Source organism: Flexivirga sp. (assembly GCF_051955415.1).
Lineage (GTDB): Bacteria > Actinomycetota > Actinomycetes > Actinomycetales > Dermatophilaceae > Flexivirga.
Map to the genome: position 1 here is coordinate 48,465 of NZ_JBQCGS010000042.1, position 18,008 is coordinate 66,472.

The window sequence follows — 18,008 nt, forward strand, 5'->3', positions numbered from 1 at the left end:
CCGATGACCACCGCGTCGCTGCAGCCCTTTACCGCATCGCCGCGGACCGCAGGACGTCGTTCGGGAAGCCGGGGCTGCGGTGACCGTCGCGGCCGATCATCGTGTCCGAGGCGACTAGCGCGTTGACCACGGCTTCCTCGGTGGCCTGCACGACGGCGTCATACAGCGGGTTGACGGCCGGCCACGGCACGAAGTCCAATCGCTGTATGCCGTCCGGCGCGTCACCGATGCCACTGTCCAGCGCGCCGGCATTGGCGGTGGAGAAGGCGAGGAAGACATCGCCGGAGAAGTGGCTGCCCGTCGTGCCGGTGCGCGCCAGGCCGAGCGACACACGCCGGGCCAGCGCCTTGCACTGCAGCGGCAGCAGCGGCGCGTCGGTGGCCACCACGGTGATGCACGACCCGGAGCCGGGTGGCGCGCTGCGTGCGGCATCCTGCATCGGGTTGTCGTCCAGCAACTGGGGTCCGAGCTGCCGGCCGCGGATCGTCAACTGGTGCCGTGCGCCGAAGTTGGCCTGGGTGAGGACCCCGACGACATACGACTGGGCGCCGACGGTGACCCGCCGGGACGAGGTACCGGTGCCGGCCTTGAAGCCGTAACAGTTCATCCCGGTGCCGCCGACGACACTGCCCTCGGCGAGCGGGCCCGATGCGGCCGCGTCGAGCGCGGCGATCGCCGTCTCCTCCCGCACGTGCCGGCCGTTGATGTCGTTGAGGTAGCCGTCGAACGTCTCGCCGACCACCGGGAGATGCCAGCCCTCCTGCAGTCGCGGATTACGCGCGAGCGACCACTCCAGCACCCCGCGATGCACCGGCCCGACGGCGTGCGTGTTGGTGATCGCGACGGGCAGCGCGAGCGAGCCGGTCTCCTCGATCCAGTGGCTGCCGGTCAGCTCGCCGTTGCCGTTGAAGGAGAACATCCCCGCGGCGACCGACGTGCCCACCCGCTCCCGCCCCAGCGGCAGGATCGCCGTCACGCCGGTGCGCACCGGGCCGATGCCGGGGACCAGCGCCCCGTCGCCCTCGACGAGCGTCGTGTAGCCGACCTCCACGCCGGGCACGTCGGTGAGGGCGTTCCAGGTGCCGGGCGTTCCGTCGAAGTCGACGAGGTCGCGGGCTCTCACTGTGCTTCCTCCAGTCCGGTCAAATGGGACGGCGCCGAGCCCGACTCGCACAGTTGCCGCCGAGGCGCACAGCTGCAACTGTGCCACTCGCCGTTTGCTGTGCGACTCGGCGTCCATGCATCAGCAGCGCGCCGATGATCGCGACGGATCGTGCCCGGGTCAGCCGAGGAGCCGCTGACGCAGCGCTTCGTGCAGGACGATCGATCCCGCGGTCGCGGCGTTGAGCGAGCTGGCCGAACCCACCATCGGGATGCTGATGAGCTGATCACTCGCTTCCCGCCAGGCACGGCTCATGCCGCGGGTTTCGTTGCCGATCACGATCACCGACGGCGCCGCGAGGTCGATGCGCCGCAGCTCCGTCTCACCGCCCTCGTCGGTGCCGAAAACGGTGAGCGACAGGCCGGTGCGGCGTTGTCCATCGATCCAGCGGAGCACCTCGTCCGCGGAAAGAACACGCACCGTCGGCACCGCGAACAGGGATCCGGTCGAGGCACGAACGGCGCGCGGATCATACGGATCGGCGGCGTGTCCGGCGACGACCAGGCCGGTGCCGCCGAAGGCATCCACCGAGCGGATCAGCGTGCCGATGTTGCCCGGGCCGGACGGTCGGTCGAAGACCACGATCAACGGAGTCCGCCCCGGCAGCAGCAACCGGTCCAGCTCGTCCGCCGGCATGCGGACGATCGCGATCAGCTCCGGCGGCTCCTCGGCATCGCGTTCCGCGAGCTCGGCCAGCAACTCCGGCGGCAGCTCGTAGCGCGTGCCCGGCGCCGTGCGCCATACATCGTCCGCCCACCGGCTCGGCCGAGCGCCCACCGGTCGCAGCACCGTGGAGAAATCCCACGTGTGCTCCAGCGCAAGGGTGATCGGCCGCACGCCCTGCACCACGAACTCACCCGCCCGGTGCCGCTTGGTGCGGTTCCTCAGCAGCGCCTGCCACTGCTGGAAGGTCGCGTTGCGGCTCATGACCCGTTGCACCACTTGCCCATCATGCACGACCTACGCGTCAGTCGGGCGCCGGCCAGACGCTGACCGATCCGCGGTCGAGACGCACCCATGCCGTGTCGCCGACGGCCGGGCCACCGCCGTCCGAGATCAGTTGGTGCGCCTGCAGTTGCAGCCCCTGCGGCCACTCGAGCTCGACACGCAACTCACTGCCCAGGTCGGCCACGTCGGTGATCGACACGCGGTGGTCCCCGGTGTCGCCGAGCACCACCCGCTCGGGCCGCACGCACCAGGTGACCGGAGTCCCCGGTGGCAGCGTCGCGCACGTGTCGATCCGCACCCCGCCGGTCACCACCACTCCGCCGGCGCTCATCACACCGCGGCGCACGTTGGTCAGCCCGAGCAGCCGGGCGACCTGCGGACTCGCCGGCGCGTCGAAGACCTCCCGCACGGTGCCGGCCTGGGCCACCCGGCCGTCCGCGATGACGACCAGCTCGTCGGCGAGCATGGCCGCCTCCTGCGGGTCGTGGGTCACCAGCACGGTCGCCAGCGCATCACGGCGCTGCAGCGATCGCAGCAACGCCGTGAGCTCCTGGCGCACCGGATAGTCCAACGCCGAGAACGGCTCGTCCAGCAGCAGCAGCCGTGGCGACCCCGCGAGCGCCGCTGCCAGCACGACCCGCTGCCGCTGACCACCGGACAGTTCCTGCGGCAGCCGGTCCTGCAACCCGTCGAGCTGGAGGCGTTCGAGCCACCAGGCGGCCACGCCCGGGTCGGCGCGGACGCCGAACGTCGCCTGCTGCCACGTGGTCCGGTCCGGGAAGAGCCCGTGCTGCTGCGGCACGTACCCGAGCCGCCGCTGCTCCACGGCGGTCCCGTCGAGTTCCATCCCACCCAGCCGGACGGTGCCGACGCCGGGTCCGAGCAGTCCGGCGAGCGATCGCAGCAGCATCGACTTGCCCGCACCGGACGCACCCAGCACGGCGATACGCGGACTGCGCGCCGCGTGCGCCACCTGGAGGTGGAAGCCCCCGATCCGGGTGTCGATGTCGAAGGAGACCGGCTGGGCGGGAGCAGCGACGGGCCGCGCCGGCGCCACCGACGGGGCCGGCCGGCGCATCCTGTTTCGGACGACCCGCGGCAGCCGAAACGTCGCCAGCAGCAGCACGATCGCCGCCACCGCCAGTGCGATCGCGGTCGGCGCCTGCGTGGTCGGTATGCCGGTCGAGGAGAACTGCACATAGGTGAAGACCGGCAGCGTGTAGGGGTGGTAGGCGAGCAGCACCGTGGCGCCGTACTCGCCGAGCGCGCGCAACCAGGTCAGCAGCAACCCGGCGCGTATGGCGGGGGCGGCGATCCGCAGATCGACCCGGACGAAGCGAGACAGCGGCCGGTGACCCAGGGTCGCGGCCACGTCCTCGAGCTGGGGGTCGATCGCCTCGAAGGCCGACCGCGCCGCGATGATCAGGAACGGAGCCGCGACGAAGGTCTGCGCGATCACGACTCCGGCGACGGACTCGGTCAGGCGACCGCCGAAGCGTTCGCCGAGCCAGGTGTAGGGGCCGACGACGTAGACCAGCACGATGCCGCTCATCACCGGCGGCAGTGCGAGCGGTAACTGGACCAGCACGCCGACGACGCGGCGCACCGGGCCGCGCGAATGCGCCATCCAGTGCGCCAGCGGCACGCCGAGCACGGTGACGATGGTCGCGCTGATGGTGGCGCTGATGGCGGAGGTGCGTGCGGCGTCCAGCAGTCCGGACTCACCGAAGCCGCGCTGGTCCGAACCGGCCAGCCGGATGAGGAAAGCGACGAGGGGGACCGCCAGGTAGAGGGCGAGCAGTGCCCCCAGCACGGCGATCGGGCCGCTGCGTCGCCGGCCGAGCACTAGCTCGACAGCGCCTTGCGGATGGTGTCCGGCACGCCGGTGCCGGTCACCGTGGGGGGAGTGATCAGCCGGAATCCGTCCTGCTGCAGCACCTTCCGGGCCTCGGCACCGAGCAGATGGGCGACGAACGCCTCGGCTCCTGCGCGGTTCGGCGCACCCTTGACCACGGACGCAGTGTAGGTGGCTGCGAGCTGTTGCCCGGTCAGCTGCACGGTCGGTATGCCGGCGATGGTGGCCTCACTGGAGTAGAAGAATCCGGCGTCGAGCTGCCCGGACTGCAGGTCCGCCACCAGCGTCTCCTCGGGGAAGACGATCTTGTCGTTCTTCGCCAGGGCCAGCAGCGCCGGGTGGTCCTGGCCTGCCGCGAGCAACGCCTGGTGGGCCAGCTTGCCCTTCGGGTCGGCCTTCGGGTCGGTGGTTCCAAGCCGGAAACCGTCCCTGGTGATGACGTCGTACCAGGGCCCGGCCTCCAGCTGCGCCGCGAACTTGCTCTTGCGGTGGTAGCCCAGCACGAGCGGCGAGCTGGCGAAGCTGACGTACCACTGCACCCAGTCGCCGCCCGCCGTGCCCATCAGCTCCTCGTCGGCCTTCGGGCTGGCGCTGACGAACACGTCCGCCTTGCGGACCCTGCCCTTGATCTGTGCGGCGAGTGCCGTCGACCCGCCGCCGAAACCGGCGAACCGGTCACCGGTCGCCTTCTCGTATGCCGGGCCGAGCTGCTTCTCCATCAGGGCGACCAGCGAACCCGCGTAGAGGACGTTGACCGTTCCCGACCCGCCGGATCCCCCGCCGGAGGAATCACAGGCGGTGAGTGCCGAGCCGCCGCCGACCAGGGCGAGGGCGAACAGGCCACGGCGCGACAGGGCGGTCATGCCTCCTGAACCTACCAACGATCTAGTCTCAATGTGACTAGCTGGCATCGAGCGCCCGGAGGAAATCGAGCACCGCCTGCGTCGAGCTCACCCGCCACAGCGCGAGGGTGTGGTCGAAGCTGCCGGACTCGGTGGCCCGCACCGCCGCCCGCAACTCCGTCAGCCGCGCGGCGAAGACCGTGCGTTGCGCGGCGATCAGCGTGCCGGCATCGCGGCCCGCGCGATCCAGCAGCGCCAGCTTCAGCAGCAGCTCCGACCGTGCGTCCCGCGGCCGCCGCACCGGCGCATCGAGCCAGCGGTCCAGCGTGCCGCGACCGTGGGCGGTGAGCTGGACGATGGTCCGGTCGGGGCCGGGCCCGTCGGTCTCCACGCCGACCGGCTGCACCAGGCCGGCATCGGCCAGCCGACCCAGCTCCCGGTAGACGACGGCGCGCTGCACCCGCCATACCCGGCCCAATGCGCCGTCGGCGGCAAAGACGGCCGCCACCGCGAAGCCATGGGTCGGCGCCTCGGCCACCACCCCGAGCACACCGAGGCCGGCGGTGCTGATCGCGCCCGCGTCACCGGCGCGGGCGGCAGGTTTGCTCGGCATGTCTCGAGGGTACGTATGCCGACAAAGATGTGTGCCCCACGGCCTCGGCAAGTTACCGATGTATTTCGCCTGCCTCGCGAATTGCCAGGCGCAGCAACGACATACGCGGTCCGATGTGATGAAAGGATGTCCCGGTGACACAACTCGCCCACGCCGGTCAGGCCGCCTCCCGATCCGGTGACGACGTCCAGGACGTGCACCAAGGTCGCCGACACGACCTCGCGGTCGCCGCGCTGCACACGTGGAGCGAATACGGCTACTCCCACGTGTCGGTCCGCAACATCGCACGGCGCACCCGCTTCTCGCACGGCATGGTGCACTACTACTTCCGCAGCAAGGACGCGCTCGTCGCCGAGTGTGTGCGGATCATCCAGGAGTCACACATCTTCGGGGCCGACGTGTCCGCTGCGGGCGATGTCCTGGCCGTCTCGCACATCGTCGCCGACGCCATCTGCGACAGCCTGCGCACCCACCGCCGGTTGCACCGCATCCGCTTCGACCTGCGCAACCAGAGCCAGTTCGAGCGCGAGCTGCGCGGCTACGCCCTCGAGGTCGAGCACGCGCATGACGTTGCCGTGCAAGCGATCCGGCGGCGTTACGAGACGCTGGGCTGGACGTTCGACCCGCCCTTCGAGCTGCTGGCGATCCAGGTCGACGCACTGCGCGAGCGCGCCGTGCGCGCCGACCTGCTGGGTGACGACCTGCCGGTGGCCGTCACCCAGCTGCGCACCGACCTGTTGCGGGTGCTGCCCGGATAGGTCAGCTCGTCGGGATGGCGCCCGGCAACTGGTCGCGGGTCAGCTCGCCGGCGCGTGACCTGGCCATGACGTCGCGCGCCTTGTCGGTGGAGTCCCACACGTTCCACAACAGCACCCCCTGCACCACGCCCTCGTCCAGGTAGAAGACGACCGCGGCACTCGTGTCGTCCTTCCAGTCCTCGACCGTGTCCAGCCTGGAGTCCAGCCGGCCGACCGCTTCGTAGCCGAAGTCGAACAGGTCGGACCAGAAGATCGGCGTGTAGTCGTACGCCTCGTCGGCGCCGGCCATGTTGCGGCCCGCCTGCTTGCCCATCGCCTCGGCGTTGTCGACGTGCTCCACGCGGCGCCGGCCGAGGAGCGGGTCGTCGTAGTTGGCCACGTCGCCGGCGGCATACACGTCGGTGGCGGAGGTGCGCAGGCGGTCGTCGACCACGACGCCGTTGTCGGTGCCGATGCCAGCCGCCTCGGCGAGCTGCACGTTGGGGGTGACGCCGATGCCGACGACGACCGCCCCCGCCTCCACGGAGCTGCCGTCCCCGACCTGGATGGCGACGCTCTCGTCGGCCAGTTTGCCGTCGGCCACCGTCTCGCCGGTGAGCAACCGGACGCCGCGGTCGGTGAATTCCTTGGTGATCAGCTCGGCGATCGATGTCGGGAAGAGACGCTGCTGGACCAGGTCCTCATCGAAGATCATGGTGACCTTCGCGCCGTTCTGGGTGAGGGCCGAGGAGATCTCGGCCCCGATGTAGCCGCCGCCGACCGTCGTGACCGGGGTGTCCTTGCCGGCCAGGTCGCGCAACCGCCGGTAGTCGGCAGCGGTGCGGTAGTAGATGACCCGGTCGGTGTCGGGCAGGTCGAGGGTGCGGGGGCTGGAGCCGGTGGCGAGCAGCAGCTTGCCGTAGGTGACGGTGGCGCCGCCCTGCACCGTGACGGTGTGCGCGCCGGGGTCGATCGCGGTCACCGGGCTCGAGGTCTGCAGGTCGGCCTGCTGCCCGTCGAGCAACCGGCTCTGCTCGAGGGTGGCGTCCTCGTCGAGCCAGAGCTTCTTGGACAGGTCGGGACGGTAGACCGGACCGTCGGGTTCGGCACCGAGCACGAGCACCGAGCCGTTCTCGTCGAGCTCCCGGATGCCGCCGACCGCGGCCGCGGCCGCGACGCCTCCGCCCACGATCACGTAGTCGTAGTTCTTGCCGTCGAGATCTGCCATGACTCTCCTCGCATCGCTTGCGTCCGCATTGCTGCGCGGTCCTCCTGATCGTATGACGCCGGCAGTCACCGGGGACAGGGGCGCGGACAGTGGGGCCCTATTCCCGATATCTGCTGTGAATTTTCTTACCGCACAATGGAATCCAGCGGTTTTGCGGCGTACCTGAGCAGGTCTATCGTCTTTCCCATGCCGACAACAACACCTGCACTGTCCGTCGCCGCGGCCGGGGAGAGCTTCGCGCCGATCCACCTCGAGCGTCGCGACCTGGGCGAGAACGACATCCGCATCGACATCCAGTGGGCAGGCATTTGCCACAGCGACATACACACCATCCGTGAGGAGTGGGGCGCTGCGCACTTCCCGCTCACACCCGGCCACGAGATCGCCGGTGTGGTCAGCGAAGTGGGCTCCGGCGTCACCCGGCACAAGGTCGGCGACCGCGTCGGCGTCGGCTGCCTGGTCGACTCGTGCGGTGAGTGCGAGCAGTGCAAGAACGGCTTCGAGCAGTTCTGCGAGCGCGGCTCGGTCGGCACCTACAACAGCAAGGGGTATGACGGCAAGATCACCCAGGGCGGCTACGCCCAGCAGGTCGTGGTCTCCGAGCGCTTCGTGTGCCGCATCCCGGACGGCATCGACCTGGACGTCGCGGCGCCGCTGCTGTGCGCGGGCATCACCACCTATTCGCCGCTGAAGCGGTGGGGCGCCCGCCCCGGCGCGACCGTCGGCGTCATCGGCATGGGCGGCCTCGGGCATCTGGGCGTGAAGATCGCCGTCGCTCTGGGCGCGGAGGTCGTCGTGCTGTCCCGCACCACCGCGAAGTCGGCGGACGCCGCGGAGTTCGGGGCGGTCGACCACCTGGCCACCTCGGACCCGGCCGTCTTCCAGGACAACGCCGGCCGCTTCGACCTGATCCTCAACACGGTCAGCGCTGACCTGCCCATGGAGGACTACCTGCGGTTGCTGAAGCCGAACGGCGCGCTCGTCTCGGTCGGTCTGCCCAACCAGCCCTACGAGATCAGCCCGGGGAGCCTGATCGGCGGCAACAAGGTCGTCGCCGGCTCGATGATCGGCGGCATCCCGGAGACCCAGGAGATGCTGGACTTCTGCGCCGACCACGGCATCGGAGCCACCATCGAGCGGATCGACGCCGACCAGGTCGACGCGGCCTACGACAAGGTCGTCGCCGGTGACGTCCGCTACCGCTACGTGATCGACACCTCGACCATCAGGCCGTCGTAACCGGTCTCGATACGTCACTCGCCGAGCGGCTCGCTCCTACTCGGCCGACGTAGGGTCGACGATCGTCATACCGGCGGGCGTGGCGGTCTCCATGGCCGGCAGCAGCTGCGCAGCCTGGTCGAGTCCGACGACGCGCTCGACCAGGTCCTGCGGAGCCAGCGCGCCGGAGGCGATCAGTGCGAGCATCTCGGGGTAGTCCGCGGCCGCCATGCCGTGGCTGCCGAGCAGGTCCAGCTCCCAGGCGATGACACGGGCCATCGGCACCGGGGGATGGACCGTTGGCAGCAAACCGACCTGCACGTGCCGGCCGCGCCGGCGCAGGCTGAGGATCGAGTCGGCGCAGGCCTGTTCGGTGCCGACCGCGTCGATCGCGACGTGGCTGCCGCCGGTCACCTGGTGTACCTGCGCCGGTATGTCGCCTCCGCCCGCCACCAGCACGTGGTCCGCGCCGCATGCGGTGGCCTTCGCCAGGGCGCCCTCGTGGCGGTCGACGGCGATCACCTGCGCGCCGAGCGCTTTCGCGATCAGCACGGCGGACAGCCCGACGCCCCCCGCGCCGACGACCGTCACCCATTCACCGGCCTGCAGCCGCGCCCGGCCGACCAGTGCGCGGTATGCCGTCGCGAAACGACACCCCAGGCTCGCGGCCGCTGCGAAGGACACGTCGTCCGGCAACGCGACGAGGTTGGTGTCGGCGGCGTGCAGGGCGACATACTCCGCGAACGAGCCCCAGTGGGTGAAGCCGGGTTGCTGCTGGTCCGGGCAGACCTGCGCGTTGCCGGCCATACACCACTCGCAGTGGCCGCAACCCTCGACGAACGGCACGGTGACACGGTCGCCGATCCGCCAATTGCGCACTCCTGCACCGATTGCGGTCACCACGCCGGCGAGCTCGTGACCGGGCACGTGTGGCAGTGCGATGTCGTCGTGGCCGGCCCAGGCGTGCCAGTCGCTGCGGCAGAGGCCGGTCGCGCGCACCTGCACCACCACGCCGCCGTCGGGGGCGACCGGCTCCGGCGCCTCGCGCACCGTGAGCGGCCCGGCGATCTGCTCCATCAATACGGCGCGCATGGGCTCGAGTATGCCGAGCCGCGCGCTGCGACTGGCACTGAGGCGCCTCCGCCTAGGACGATCGCGGCGGCGTCACGTCGTGCAGACCGAGGTAGTGAGCCAACGCCAGCTCGACTTCGATCAATTGGTCCTGGGACAAGTAGTCCACGGGATCGCCCACGACGTAGTCGGCGTCGATCGAGCGGACCTGATCGATCAGCATCCGAGTCGGTCGGCCGGCGATCTCGACCTCGGGGCGGTGAATGGACGAGCCGGCCGACGTCGACGTCGACGTCGGAATCACGGTCACCACGGACAGCGGCGAGTCCGACGGAGACACGACAAGTCCCAGACGCTTGCCGCCCTGCTCATGACCGCGCGGCCGGCCGAGGTCGACCCGGTAGACGGCTCCGCGGATCACCAGGCTTCCGGTTCCGCGTTGAGGTCTTCGTCCTTGACCGCCTCGGCGTCGGCACGAAACTGCTGCAACCAGCGTTCGTGATCGAGCAGACGCAGCGCGCGGCGCAGGATGTCCGAGGTGCTCTCGCCAGGCTGTGCCGCTTCGTGGAGGATGCGCTCGTCCTCGGGGGTGGGACGGAATCCGATGGATGCAGCCATTGCCCCATGGTAGCCGCACGTTCGACAATTGTTGAACACGCGGCGGCAGGCCGCTCAGTCCTCGGCGTCGAGGTCGTCGTCGGGCTCTTGGTCGTCCGGACCCTGCCGGCGGCCGCGGGTCAGCACGATCAGCGCTGCGCCACCGACGCCGACGATCGCAATGACGACGATCGCGACGATGGCTGCGGTCGGCGTCCCGCCGCGGCTCGACCCGGCCTTCGGCGCCGCGGCGGCCGTGGAGGCCGCAGCGGACCCGGCGCTGGAGGAGCCGGTGCATGCCTTCGGGGACGCGATGCCCGTCGCGGCGGCAGCTCCGGCCTTCGGCCGGTAGGTGAAGGACAGGCTGTCGGAGACCGGGTGGCCGTCCGCCGACACGATCCGCCACGTGACGGTGTATTTCCCGGTTCCGCCGAGCGCGACCGGGACCACGACGGTCCGGTCGGTGACCGTGCCACAGCCGGTCTCGTAGTAGCGCCCGTCCGGCCCCTTGACGGTCAGCTGCGGGGGCGCCGGCCGGCTGAGCACGATGTCGTTGAACTCCAGCGACACCTGCTGCGGCGCCGTGGTGATGGTGCTGTTCGGCTTCGGCGTGCTGCCGACCAGGTAGTCGTGCGCCTGCGCCGCCGGTATGACGCCGAAGACCGCCGACACGAACGCGACCGCGGCGATGAGGCCGCGGCGCCACGTCATACCGGCCCGGGGGGCCGTCACCGGGATCGCCGCGTCACGGCATACAGCGCGACGAGCAGCGCCACGACACCCACGGCCAGGCCGGCGACACCGAACCAGACACCGCTGTCGGAGGAGGAATCGTCCGCCGGCTGCGGTGCGGCCGCCACCGAGGGAGCGTTCGACGGGGAGGCCGGGCTCGCGGCGGCGCCGATCGTGAGCACCGGTGCGGGGTGCTCCGGCTCCGGCGCGCCCGGCTTCGTCGGGTCGACCCACTTGACGACCGAGCCGTCCGAATAGGTCTGGATGGCCTTGAAACTCACCGACGGCACGTCGGGCACCACACCGACCGACACCGGGAACTGCTGGAACTGACCGGCTTTGATGCCGGCGTCCTTGCCCGCGGTCCAGACGATCTTGGTCGGCGCCTCGGTGATCGTGCCGTCCTCGGTCTTGACCGGCTGGGCCAGCTTCGAGGTGGTGATCGTGGTGGTCCAGCCGGGCACCGGCTGGTAGGAGACCGAGGTGAACGGGTGCTCGGTCGGCAGGTCGACCTCGATCCGGGTGGTCGAGGCGTCGGCCTTCTCGGTGGGCACCTTGAAGACGAGGGTGGCGTAGGAGCCGGCTTCGGCGGTGTCCGGGTTGACGGTGACGTGCGCCTGCGCAGCCACCGGGACGGCCAGCAGCAGCCCGGCGGTGGCGAGAGTGGCAGCGGTACGTCGGAGGCTGGCGGAGCGCAGAGTCGTGGTCACGGCGTTGACTCTACAAGTTGTAGAACACGGGCTGCTGGCCGGCATCAGCGGAATGCCGATTCGCCGGTCAGCGCCTGGCCGATGATCAGCTGGTGCACCTCGCTGGTGCCCTCGTAGGTCAGCACCGATTCCAGGTTGTTGGCGTGCCGCATCACCGGGAACTCCAGGGTGATGCCGGCGGCGCCCAGGATGGTGCGGCATTCGCGCGCGATGCCGATGGCCTCGCGCACGTTGTTCAGCTTGCCGAGCGAGACCTGTTCGGGCCGGATCGTTCCCGCGTCCTTCAGCCGGCCGAGCTGCAGCGCGAGCAGCATGCCCTTGCCGAGCTCGAGCGACATGTCCGCCAGCTTCGCCTGGGTGAGTTGGTATGACGACAGCGACCTGTCGTAGATCTGCCGGTCCGCGGCATACGCGATGGTGGCCTCGAGGCAGTCGCGGGCGGCGCCGAGCGCACCGAAGACGATGCCGTAGCGGGCTTCGTCGAGGCAGGTGAGCGGCCCGCGCAGGCCCCGCACCTCCGGGAACGCCGCGCTGCCCGGCAGCCGGACGTCGTCCAGCACCAGCTCGCTGGTGACCGAGGCACGCAGCGACAGCTTGTGCTTGACCTTCGGCGCCGAGAACCCCGGCGTGTCGGTCGGCACCACGAATCCCCTGATGTCACGGGAGGTTTCGCCCGTCTGGGCCCAGACGACCGCAACGTCGGCGATGGAGCCGTTGGTGATCCACAGCTTGTTGCCGGTGAGCACCCAGTCGTCGCCGTCGCGGCGGGCGCGGGTGCGCATCCCGGCCGGGTTCGACCCGAAGTCCGGCTCGGTCAGCCCGAAGCAGCCGATCGCCTCACCGGTGGCCATCCGCGGCAGCCACTCCTGCTTGTGCTCCTCGCTGCCCCAGTGGTGGATCGCGAACATCGCCAGCGAACCCTGCACCGACACCAAGGAGCGGACGCCGGAGTCGGCCGCCTCCAGCTCCATGCACGCCAGTCCGTATGCCGTCGCCGAGGTGCCGGCGCAGCCGTAGCCCTCCAGGTGCATACCCAGCACCCCGAGTTCGCCCAGCTGGCGGGCGAGTTCGCGAGCCGGCAGGTCGCCCGCCTCGTACCATTCGGCCAGGTGCGGCTTGATCTTGTCGGTCGCGAACGACCGCACCGCGTCACGCAACTCCCGGTCGTCGTCACCGATGAGCTGGTCGGTGGAGAAGAGTTCCAGCGGTGTCTGCGTCATGACGCTTCCTTGTCGAGGCGGCGAGTGGCTTCGTCATACAGTGTCCCGCACCCGCGAATCTCCATTGCGAGGCCTGGTGCTGCGGCGGTTGACTGGCGGCCATGACGAACACCACCGGGTATGACGGCATGTGGCTCCCCATCGCGGATGACCCACGCACGCAAGGCAATCCGCAGGGCGAGCTGGCGACATACCGGGAGTATCTGGGCAACTACCGGGCGACGTTGCGGCTGAAGTGTGACGGACTCAGCCCGCAGCAGCTGGCGACGCAGAGTGTGCCGCCGAGCAATCTGAGCCTGCTCGGGCTGATCCGGCACATGGCCCGGGTGGAGAACGCGTGGTTCACCTGGTTCCTGCAGGGCCGGTGGGACGTGCCGCGGCTCTACAAGACGCCGCAGGAGCCCGATCTGGACTTCACCGGTGCCACCGGCACGCAGGACTGCGTCGCCGACGCGTTCGCCGGCTGGGAGCGCGAGATCGCCGAAGCCGAGCGGTGGCTCGACGGGCTGACGGAGGAGCGCCTCGGAGAGGAGTTGCCCTTCCCGCCGAGCGCCGACGGCGCCGAGCCGGAGCGGGCCAGCATCCGCGACGTCCTGCTGCACATGGTCGAGGAATACGCGCGGCACGCCGGGCATGCCGACCTGCTGCGGGAGTGCATCGACGGCCGCACCGGGCAGTAATCGCCAAAAGGCGGGCCCCGGCCGGCCCCGATCGGCTAGGTTTCACTCGCCGTCACAGACTCCGCGCGCGTCCCGCGCGGGTCAGCCGTCTTGTCTCTCCGGGGGTCCGTCAGTCATGTCCGCATTGTCCCGTGTGCAACAGCTCGCCGTCGCCGGCTCCGTCGGCGCCACCGTCGCGGCGGTCGCCGTGCTGGGCGCGGCCGGCTCGACCGCCGCACCCGCCGCTGCGTCCCACTCCGGTGGTCCGCGCTGGTATGCCGCGCAGTCCGCGCCCGCGTGGCTCAGCCATGCCGACGCGTCCCGGGACGGAGCGAGCGGCGCGGCCGATGCCTCGTCCGGCTCCACCAGCGACAGCGGATCCGATCCGACGTCGACCGTCATCTCGCCGGCGCCGACGTCGACCGCCACGTCCCCGAGCACCACCCCGTCGAGCATTTCGTCTGGCATTTCGTCGAGCAGCAGTTCATCCAACACGGACGGAGGCGAGGGCAACCAGGGCTCGGATCCGCAGATCGTCGACATCAGCGCCACGCCGGGGCCGTGCACCCAGGACGACATCACGGCCAGCCGCTGGTCGACCCGGGTGACCATCACCAACCCGGCGGACGCGGGGCCGCTGGACTACCTGGCCGTGGCGATCAACTTCGCCAACGGCAGCGAGGACCTGAACGACTACCCGCACGCCGGCCCGGTCCACCTGGCGGCCGGCGCCACGGGCAGCGTCGTGCTGACCGGCCCGAGCAACTACTTCCCCGACGCGATCGTGGTCGGCGGCGGCATCAGCGCGGACGGTCAGACGGCCCAAGCCATCGGCGAGGTCGACATCTTCGACCAGCAGGACTTCCTCAAGGTCGCGAAGGTCTGCGGCTCCACGACGCCGACACCGGACCCGATCGACTCCGATCCCACCGGCGCGGCCACCGAATACCCGGTCGAGACCAAGACCGTGACCGCCACCGTGACGGTCACCCGGACCATGCCCGGCGGCCCGGCGATTACCGAGCCGCCGACCCCGTCGCCGGTCACCACCCGACTGGGCGTCACCGGCTGACGGCATACGGGCCGCCCGGCGTCAGCGAGCGGTACGCCGCGGGTGCTGCTGGTCCGACCGGCCAGGGCCCGGCACCGGCTCGCCCGCCGGTATGGCGCCCGGTGCGTTGGTGCACTCACACACCCGGCACCCGGTGGAATCGTGCCAGCCCGGGTGATGCCCGCAGTCACACAGCTGTCCTGAGTGACGCAGGTGCTTCTTGCCGGGCCATCGCATGGTGTCGAGTCTCGCGTGGTCACCCGCACGTTCGCTGAGCGTTCGGTGTGAGCCGGCCGCGTGCGGCGTGCACCAGCGCCGCGATCGGTGCGTGGTCCGGACCCATCTCCGGGTGCCACTGCACTCCGACGCAGAAGCGGTCGGCGGCCGGGTCGCCTTCGGTCGCAAGCAGTTCCATCGCCTCGATGCTGCCGTCGGATGCCCGGCCGGTGACCGCGAACCCCGGGTGGGTCGCCACCGACTGGTGGTGGTGGCAGGGGCCACGGACCGTGTCGCCCTGCACGGCGGCCAGGCGTGAGGTGCGCTCCAACGCCACGTCGACGGTGCCAAAGACGTCCCCGCCGGGAGAGTGCCCGGTGTGACCGACCTCGTCGGGCGTGTGCTGCTGCAACGTGCCGCCGGCGTGGACCGCCATCAGTTGCATTCCGCGGCAGATGCCCAGCGTGGGGAGCCCGCGCGCGTCGGCCGCGTCGAGCAGGGCGAGCTCCCACGCGTCGCGATCGGGGCGGACACCGCTGGTGGCCGGGTGCGGCACGGCGCCGTACCGCTGTGGATCGATGTCGGCTCCGCCGGCGATGAGCAGCCCGTCCAGCCGGGCCACGACCGCCGCGGCCGCTCCGCCCAGGTCGTCACCGTGCACCGGGGCGGGCGTGAGCAGCACTGGCACCCCTGCGTGTTCGACGACCGCGTCGGCATACTGGGCGAACTGTATGTCGGCCACCTGGCGCCATACGCCCCAGGACGCCTCTTCCCGGTAGGTGCTGATGCCGATCAGTGGAGGAGCCGTCACAGCGGCGTCACGTAGGCGCCGGAGATGCCGCCGTCGACCAGGAAGGTGTTGGCGGTGATGAAGCTGGCGTCGTCGGAGGCCAGGAAGAGCACCGCACTGGCCATCTCCTCGGGCTCGCCGAAGCGACCCATCGGCACATGCACCAGGCGGCGCGCTGCGCGTTCGGGGTCGGAGGCGAAGAGTTCCTTCAGCAGCGGCGTGTTGACCGGGCCGGGGCACAGGGCGTTGACCCGGATGCCTTCCCGCGCGAACTGCACGCCGAGTTCACGGGACATCGTAAGCACGCCGCCCTTGGACGCCGAGTAGGAGATCTGCGAGGTCGCCGCCCCCATCACCGCGACGAAAGACGCTGTGTTGATGATGGATCCGGACTTCTGCTCCAGCATGTAGGGCAGCGCCGCCTTGCAGCACAGGTAGACCGACGTGAGGTTGACCTCCTGGACCCGGCGCCACGCCTCGAGATCGGTGTCCAGGATGGAGTCGTCCTCCGGCGGGCTGATGCCGGCGTTGTTGAAGGCGATGTCGACCGCACCGTAGGTGTCCTTCGCGGTCTTGAAGAGGGCCTCGACCTGGTCCTTGTCGGTCACGTCGACGTGCACATAGGTCGCGACCTCGTCGCCGCCGAGGTCGGCGACCAGCTGGGCGCCGGCGTCGTCGGCGATGTCACCGATGACCACCTTGGCTCCCTCGGCGACGAACCGCTGGACCGTGGCCAGCCCGATGCCCGAGCAGCCGCCGGTGATCACGGCGACCTTGCCGTCAATGCGTCCTGTCATGGTGTGAGTTCCTCGATTCGGTGGGGTGAACGAAAGCCGGTGATCTCACCGAGAGGACAAGTACCGCACCGAGAGGACACGAAAAAGGGGCCGTTCTGCCCGCATTATGGTGTCCGCTCGGAGTGTTTGTTGTCCTCTCGGTGAAGTTGGTGGCCGGCGGGGGGTGGCCGGGGTTGGATCGGGCCGGTCGGGTCAGTCGGCCGGCGTGCTGGCGAAGAAGACGTTCTTGACCTCGGTGAAGCCGTCCGGTGCGTCCGGGCCGAGCTCGCGGCCGAGTCCGGACTGCTTGAAGCCGCCGAACGGCGTCCAGTAGCGCACCGCGGAGTGCGAGTTGACCGACAGGTTGCCGGACTCGACACCCTGGGCGACGCGCAGTGCGCGGCCGAGGTCTCGCGTGTAGATCGACCCGGACAGGCCGTAGTCGGTCCGGTTGGCGAGCGCGATCGCCTCCTCCTCGTCGTCGAAGGTCATCACCGACACCAGCGGGCCGAAAACCTCCTCCTGCCAGGCCGGTTCGTCCACCGAGTGTGCCTCGGCGACGGTGGCGGGCAGCCAGAAACCGCCCAGGTCCGGCACCTCGCCCTGTATGACGACGTCGGCGGCCTCGACATACGACCGCACCTTGTCCCGGTGTGCCGCCGAGACCAGCGGGCCCATCTCGGACCGCTCGTCGCTCGGGTCGAGCACCTGCACCCCGCGGACGGCGGGTTCGAGGTGGGACATGAACTCGTCGTATGCCGCACGCTGCACCAGGATCCGCGATCGTGCGCAGCAGTCCTGACCGGCATTGTCGAACACGCCGTAGGGCGCTGCGGCGGCTGCGGCCGGGACGTCGGCGTCGGCGAAGACGATGTTGGAGTTCTTGCCACCGAGCTCGAGGGTGACCCGCTTGACCTGCTCGGCGCAGCCGGCCATCACCTTCTTGCCGACCACGGTGGAGCCGGTGAAGCAGACCTTGCGCACCAGGGGGTGGGTGACGAAGCGTTCGCCGACGACGTCGCCGGCGCCGGGCAACACCGTCAGGACGCCCTCCGGGATGCCGGCTTCGAGGGCGAGTTCACCGATCCGCAGCGCGGTCAACGGGGTCAGCTCGGCGGGCTTCAGCACGACCGTGTTGCCGGCGGCGAGTGCGGGCGCCAGGCCCCATCCGGCGATCGGCATCGGGAAATTCCACGGCACAATGATGCCGACGACGCCGAGCGGCTGACGGAAGGTGATGTCGACACCGCCGGCCGCCGGGATCTGGCGTCCGAAGAGTCGCTCCGGCGTGGCGCTGTAGTAGTTGAGGACGTCGCGGACGTTGCCTGCCTCCCACCGCGCATCGCCGATGGTGTGACCGGCGTTCCTGACTTCGAGTCGGGCCAGCTCCTCCAGGTGGTCGTCGACGACGGCCGCGAACGCCCGCAGCAGCCGGGCGCGTTCGCCGGGCGCGACCGCCCGCCAGGAGCGGAACGCCTCGTGGGCGCGTTCGATCGCCGCGTCGGTGGTGGCGAGGTCGGCGAGCTCGATCTCGGCGAACACCTCGCCGGTGACCGGGCTGATCAGGGTGTGACTGGTCAATG

Annotated in this window: 19 protein-coding genes; 4 read left to right on the top strand and 15 right to left on the bottom strand. The window is 70.3% G+C overall.

From position 1 onward, the window contains the following. Nucleotides 1-28: 28 nt before the first annotated feature. The 5 genes from ACTHL4_RS06860 to ACTHL4_RS06880 all read right to left on the bottom strand — a co-directional run bounded on the left by ACTHL4_RS06860 (nucleotide 29) and on the right by ACTHL4_RS06880 (nucleotide 5,420). Nucleotides 29-1,123, bottom strand: coding sequence for a DmpA family aminopeptidase (locus tag ACTHL4_RS06860; RefSeq protein ID WP_440281998.1), 1,095 nt, complete (start codon nucleotides 1,121-1,123; stop codon nucleotides 29-31). 159 nt (nucleotides 1,124-1,282) lie between these two features. Beyond that, nucleotides 1,283-2,089, bottom strand: a complete 807-nt coding sequence (locus ACTHL4_RS06865) for a TrmH family RNA methyltransferase (protein ID WP_440281999.1) — start codon at nucleotides 2,087-2,089, stop codon at nucleotides 1,283-1,285. A 40-nt stretch (nucleotides 2,090-2,129) separates the two neighbouring features. Continuing rightward, nucleotides 2,130-3,956 (bottom strand): ABC transporter ATP-binding protein/permease, encoded by a 1,827-nt coding sequence (locus ACTHL4_RS06870; RefSeq protein WP_440282000.1) that lies wholly within the window; start codon nucleotides 3,954-3,956, stop codon nucleotides 2,130-2,132. After that, nucleotides 3,956-4,828, bottom strand: coding sequence for an extracellular solute-binding protein (locus ACTHL4_RS06875; protein ID WP_440282001.1), 873 nt, complete (start codon nucleotides 4,826-4,828; stop codon nucleotides 3,956-3,958). The genes ACTHL4_RS06870 and ACTHL4_RS06875 overlap by 1 nt, the downstream gene beginning before the upstream one ends. A gap of 37 nt (nucleotides 4,829-4,865) precedes the next feature. Further along, on the bottom strand, nucleotides 4,866-5,420 hold the full coding sequence (locus tag ACTHL4_RS06880; protein ID WP_440282002.1) for a PadR family transcriptional regulator: 555 nt from the start codon (nucleotides 5,418-5,420) through the stop codon (nucleotides 4,866-4,868). A 134-nt stretch (nucleotides 5,421-5,554) separates the two neighbouring features. On the opposite strand from ACTHL4_RS06880, the gene ACTHL4_RS06885 reads away from it, so the two are divergent. Beyond that, the gene (locus ACTHL4_RS06885) at nucleotides 5,555-6,178 is read left to right on the top strand and encodes a TetR/AcrR family transcriptional regulator (protein WP_440282003.1); all 624 of its coding nucleotides are present in this window, start codon (nucleotides 5,555-5,557) and stop codon (nucleotides 6,176-6,178) included. A 1-nt stretch (nucleotide 6,179) separates the two neighbouring features. On the opposite strand, the gene ACTHL4_RS06890 is transcribed toward ACTHL4_RS06885, so the two are convergent. Continuing rightward, nucleotides 6,180-7,385, bottom strand: coding sequence for an NAD(P)/FAD-dependent oxidoreductase (locus ACTHL4_RS06890; RefSeq protein WP_440282004.1), 1,206 nt, complete (start codon nucleotides 7,383-7,385; stop codon nucleotides 6,180-6,182). Between the two features lie 186 nt (nucleotides 7,386-7,571). Here ACTHL4_RS06890 and ACTHL4_RS06895 point away from each other — a divergent pair, with 186 nt between their 5' ends. Further along, the gene (locus tag ACTHL4_RS06895) at nucleotides 7,572-8,624 is read left to right on the top strand and encodes an NAD(P)-dependent alcohol dehydrogenase (protein WP_440282005.1); all 1,053 of its coding nucleotides are present in this window, start codon (nucleotides 7,572-7,574) and stop codon (nucleotides 8,622-8,624) included. Nucleotides 8,625-8,660: 36 nt separating this feature from the next. Here ACTHL4_RS06895 and ACTHL4_RS06900 read toward each other — a convergent pair whose 3' ends face one another. The 6 genes from ACTHL4_RS06900 to ACTHL4_RS06925 are packed head-to-tail and all read right to left on the bottom strand — an operon-like array spanning nucleotide 8,661 to nucleotide 12,933. After that, nucleotides 8,661-9,695: an alcohol dehydrogenase catalytic domain-containing protein gene (locus tag ACTHL4_RS06900; protein ID WP_440282006.1), complete on the bottom strand. Its 1,035-nt coding sequence runs from the start codon at nucleotides 9,693-9,695 to the stop codon at nucleotides 8,661-8,663. A gap of 52 nt (nucleotides 9,696-9,747) precedes the next feature. After that, nucleotides 9,748-10,095 carry a type II toxin-antitoxin system PemK/MazF family toxin gene (locus ACTHL4_RS06905; protein ID WP_440282007.1) on the bottom strand — a complete coding sequence of 116 codons (348 nt, stop codon included), beginning with the start codon at nucleotides 10,093-10,095 and terminating at the stop codon, nucleotides 9,748-9,750. Continuing rightward, nucleotides 10,092-10,292 (bottom strand): hypothetical protein, encoded by a 201-nt coding sequence (locus ACTHL4_RS06910; protein ID WP_440282008.1) that lies wholly within the window; start codon nucleotides 10,290-10,292, stop codon nucleotides 10,092-10,094. Before ACTHL4_RS06910 ends, ACTHL4_RS06905 begins: the two co-directional genes overlap by 4 nt. Before the next feature lie 54 nt (nucleotides 10,293-10,346). Beyond that, nucleotides 10,347-11,003, bottom strand: a complete 657-nt coding sequence (locus tag ACTHL4_RS06915) for a copper resistance CopC family protein (RefSeq protein ID WP_440282009.1) — start codon at nucleotides 11,001-11,003, stop codon at nucleotides 10,347-10,349. After that, nucleotides 11,000-11,713 carry a YcnI family copper-binding membrane protein gene (locus ACTHL4_RS06920; RefSeq protein ID WP_440282010.1) on the bottom strand — a complete coding sequence of 238 codons (714 nt, stop codon included), beginning with the start codon at nucleotides 11,711-11,713 and terminating at the stop codon, nucleotides 11,000-11,002. The genes ACTHL4_RS06915 and ACTHL4_RS06920 overlap by 4 nt, the downstream gene beginning before the upstream one ends. 44 nt (nucleotides 11,714-11,757) lie before the next feature. Then, nucleotides 11,758-12,933 (bottom strand): acyl-CoA dehydrogenase family protein, encoded by a 1,176-nt coding sequence (locus ACTHL4_RS06925; protein ID WP_440282011.1) that lies wholly within the window; start codon nucleotides 12,931-12,933, stop codon nucleotides 11,758-11,760. 101 nt (nucleotides 12,934-13,034) lie between these two features. Here ACTHL4_RS06925 and ACTHL4_RS06930 point away from each other — a divergent pair, with 101 nt between their 5' ends. Continuing rightward, on the top strand, nucleotides 13,035-13,613 hold the full coding sequence (locus tag ACTHL4_RS06930; protein ID WP_440282012.1) for a DinB family protein: 579 nt from the start codon (nucleotides 13,035-13,037) through the stop codon (nucleotides 13,611-13,613). A gap of 115 nt (nucleotides 13,614-13,728) precedes the next feature. Continuing rightward, the gene (locus ACTHL4_RS06935; protein WP_440282013.1) at nucleotides 13,729-14,664 is read left to right on the top strand and encodes a hypothetical protein; all 936 of its coding nucleotides are present in this window, start codon (nucleotides 13,729-13,731) and stop codon (nucleotides 14,662-14,664) included. Nucleotides 14,665-14,899: 235 nt separating this feature from the next. Here ACTHL4_RS06935 and ACTHL4_RS06940 read toward each other — a convergent pair whose 3' ends face one another. The 3 genes from ACTHL4_RS06940 to ACTHL4_RS06950 form a co-directional block, all read right to left on the bottom strand. Next, nucleotides 14,900-15,670: a gamma-glutamyl-gamma-aminobutyrate hydrolase family protein gene (locus ACTHL4_RS06940; protein ID WP_440282014.1), complete on the bottom strand. Its 771-nt coding sequence runs from the start codon at nucleotides 15,668-15,670 to the stop codon at nucleotides 14,900-14,902. Further along, complete coding sequence (locus ACTHL4_RS06945; RefSeq protein WP_440282015.1) at nucleotides 15,667-16,446, bottom strand: 3-oxoacyl-ACP reductase; 780 nt, start codon at nucleotides 16,444-16,446, stop codon at nucleotides 15,667-15,669. Before ACTHL4_RS06945 ends, ACTHL4_RS06940 begins: the two co-directional genes overlap by 4 nt. Nucleotides 16,447-16,638: 192 nt before the next feature. Next, nucleotides 16,639-18,006: an aldehyde dehydrogenase family protein gene (locus ACTHL4_RS06950; RefSeq protein WP_440282016.1), complete on the bottom strand. Its 1,368-nt coding sequence runs from the start codon at nucleotides 18,004-18,006 to the stop codon at nucleotides 16,639-16,641. Nucleotides 18,007-18,008 lie beyond the last annotated feature (2 nt).